We start from the raw sequence: 3,518 nt of genomic DNA on the forward strand, positions 1-3,518 counted from the left end.
GGTACGTCCCCCTCTGGATCGCCGGTTTCAGCCGGCCGTTCGAACCGCTGGTCCTTCGGGGTCGGTAGGCGGCGGCGTAACGCTGATGGTGCCGGTTGTTGTTTGAGAACTGCACAGTGGACGCGAGCATCTGTGGCCAAGTTAGTAAGGGCGCACGGTGGATGCCTAGGCACCAGGAACCGATGAAGGACGTGGGAGGCCGCGATAGGCCCCGGGGAGCTGTCAACCGAGCTGTGATCCGGGGGTGTCCGAATGGGGAAACCCGGCAGTCGTCATGGGCTGTCACCCGCACCTGAATGTATAGGGTGTGTGGAGGGAACGCGGGGAAGTGAAACATCTCAGTACCCGCAGGAAGAGAAAACAACCGTGATTCCGCGAGTAGTGGCGAGCGAAAGCGGATGAGGCTAAACCGAGTAGGTGTGATACCCGGCAGGGGTTGCTTATTCGGGGTCGTGGGACGGCACTTCAGTTGTCTGCCGGCAGCTGGGCGAGTCAGAAACCGTATGGGTAGTCGAAGGACATGCGAAAGGTCCGGCGTAGAGGGTAAGACCCCCGTAGACGAAATCTGTACGGCTTGCTTGTGTTGTTCCCAAGTAGCACGGGGCCCGAGAAATCCCGTGTGAATCTGGCGGGACCACCCGCTAAGCCTAAATATTCCCTGGTGACCGATAGCGGACTAGTACCGTGAGGGAAAGGTGAAAAGTACCCCGGGAGGGGAGTGAAATAGTACCTGAAACCGTGTGCCTACAAGCCGTGGGAGCGTCGCCATCCGGGTTTTGTCTCGGGTGGTCGTGACTGCGTGCCTTTTGAAGAATGAGCCTGCGAGTTTGCGGTGTGTGGCGAGGTTAACCCGTGTGGGGTAGCCGTAGCGAAAGCGAGTCCGAATAGGGCGGTTGAGTCGCGCGCCCAAGACCCGAAGCGGAGTGATCTAGCCATGGGCAGGGTGAAGCGGAGGTAAGACTTCGTGGAGGCCCGAACCCACCAGGGTTGAAAACCTGGGGGATGACCTGTGGTTAGGGGTGAAAGGCCAATCAAACTCCGTGATAGCTGGTTCTCCCCGAAATGCATTTAGGTGCAGCGTCGTGTGTTTCTTGCCGGAGGTAGAGCACTGGATGGTTGATGGGCCTCACCGGGTTACTGAGATCAGCCAAACTCCGAATGCCGGTAAGTGAGAGCGCGGCAGTGAGACTGCGGGGGATAAGCTCCGTGGTCGAGAGGGAAACAGCCCAGAGCACCGACTAAGGCCCCCAAGCGTGCGCTAAGTGGGAAAGGATGTGGAGTCGCAGAGACAACCAGGAGGTTGGCTTAGAAGCAGCCACCCTTGAAAGAGTGCGTAATAGCTCACTGGTCAAGTGATTCCGCGCCGATAATGTAGCGGGGCTCAAGCGCACCGCCGAAGTCGTGTCATTCGTGCATTAGCCAAGCCTTTGTGGTTCAGGCGCACGGATGGGTAGGGGAGCGTCGTGCAGCGGGTGAAGCCGCGGTGGAAACCAGTGGTGGACGCTGCACGAGTGAGAATGCAGGCATGAGTAGCGAATCACACGTGAGAAACGTGTGCGCCGGATGACCAAGGGTTCCTGGGGCAGGCTAATCCGCCCAGGGTAAGTCGGGACCTAAGGCGAGGCCGACAGGCGTAGTCGATGGACAACGGGTTGATATTCCCGTACCCGCTACGATGCGCCAGCGCTGAACCTCGTGATGCTAAGGCCGTGAAGCCCCTGGTGGAGTCTTCGGACGAAATCAGACGGTGGAGCCGCCGGCCCAAGCGGGTAGTAGGTGAGCGATGGGGTGACGCAGGAAGGTAGTCCAGCCCGGGCGGTGGTTGTCCCGGGGTAAGGGTGTAGGACGTTGGGTAGGCAAATCCGCCTGACATGTGTCTGAGACCTGATGCCGACCCGATTGAGGGGAAGTGGATGATCCTATGCTGCCGAGAAAAGCCTCTAGCGAGTGTCGTGGCGGCCCGTACCCCAAACCGACTCAGGTGGTCAGGTAGAGAATACTAAGGCGTTCGGGTGAACTGTGGTTAAGGAACTCGGCAAAATGCCCCCGTAACTTCGGGAGAAGGGGGGCCAGCTCTGGTGCGGGAATTTACTTCCCTAGCTGGGGGTGGCCGCAGAGACCAGCGAGAAGCGACTGTTTACTAAAAACACAGGTCCGTGCGAAGTCGTAAGACGATGTATACGGACTGACGCCTGCCCGGTGCTGGAACGTTAAGGGGACCGGTTAGTCCGTAAGGGCGAAGCTGAGAACTTAAGCGCCAGTAAACGGCGGTGGTAACTATAACCATCCTAAGGTAGCGAAATTCCTTGTCGGGTAAGTTCCGACCTGCACGAATGGCGTAACGACTTCTCGACTGTCTCAACCACAGGCCCGGTGAAATTGCACTACGAGTAAAGATGCTCGTTTCGCGCAGCAGGACGGAAAGACCCCGGGACCTTTACTATAGCTTGATATTGGTGTTCGGTTCGGCTTGTGTAGGATAGGTGGGAGCCGGTGAAGCAGTCACGCCAGTGGTTGTGGAGGCGTCGTTGAAATACCACTCTGGTCGTGCTGGATGTCTAACCTGGGTCCGTGATCCGGATCAGGGACAGTGTCTGGTGGGTAGTTTAACTGGGGCGGTTGCCTCCTAAAGGGTAACGGAGGCGCCCAAAGGTTCCCTCAGCCTGGTTGGCAATCAGGTGTCGAGTGTAAGTGCACAAGGGAGCTTGACTGTGAGACCGACGGGTCGAGCAGGTGCGAAAGCAGGGACTAGTGATCCGGCGGTGGCTTGTGGAAGCGCCGTCGCTCAACGGATAAAAGGTACCCCGGGGATAACAGGCTGATCTTCCCCAAGAGTCCATATCGACGGGATGGTTTGGCACCTCGATGTCGGCTCGTCGCATCCTGGGGCTGGAGTAGGTCCCAAGGGTTGGGCTGTTCGCCCATTAAAGCGGTACGCGAGCTGGGTTTAGAACGTCGTGAGACAGTTCGGTCCCTATCCGCTGTGCGCGTAGGAGTCTTGAGAAGGGCTGTCCCTAGTACGAGAGGACCGGGATGGACGAACCTCTGGTGTGCCAGTTGTCCTGCCAAGGGCACGGCTGGTTGGCTACGTTCGGGAGGGATAACCGCTGAAAGCATCTAAGCGGGAAGCCTGCTTCGAGATGAGGGCTCCCACAGGGTTGACCTGGTAAGGCCCCCGGTAGACGACCGGGTTGATAGGCCGGATGTGGAAGCACAGTAATGTGTGGAGCTGACCGGTACTAATAGGCCGAGGACTTGTCCTCAGATGCTCGCGTCCACTGTGTGGTTCCCGGACCGCAACCGGTTTCGGTGTGAACCACAGTTGAGAATTTCATACAGTCAAAGCATGGCTGGAAGATTTTCGGTACACACGTCGGTTGTTTGTGTGTTCGATGGTTTTCCGGTGGTCTTGGCGAAGAGGAAACGCCCGGTCCCATTCCGAACCCGGAAGCTAAGCTCTTCAGCGCCGATGGTACTGCACTCGAAGGGGTGTGGGAGAGTAGGACGCCGCCGGAATT

The 3,518-nt window shown here is 58.2% G+C and carries 2 rRNA genes; both read left to right on the top strand.

What is annotated here, in order from left to right:
- The first annotated feature begins 134 nt into the window (after positions 1–134).
- A 23S ribosomal RNA gene (locus ACWD12_RS40740) occupies positions 135–3,263 on the top strand.
- Positions 3,264–3,399: 136 nt separating this feature from the next.
- Positions 3,400–3,516 (top strand): 5S ribosomal RNA (gene rrf / locus ACWD12_RS40745).
- Positions 3,517–3,518: the final 2 nt, after the last annotated feature.

The organism is Streptodolium elevatio (assembly GCF_053592165.1).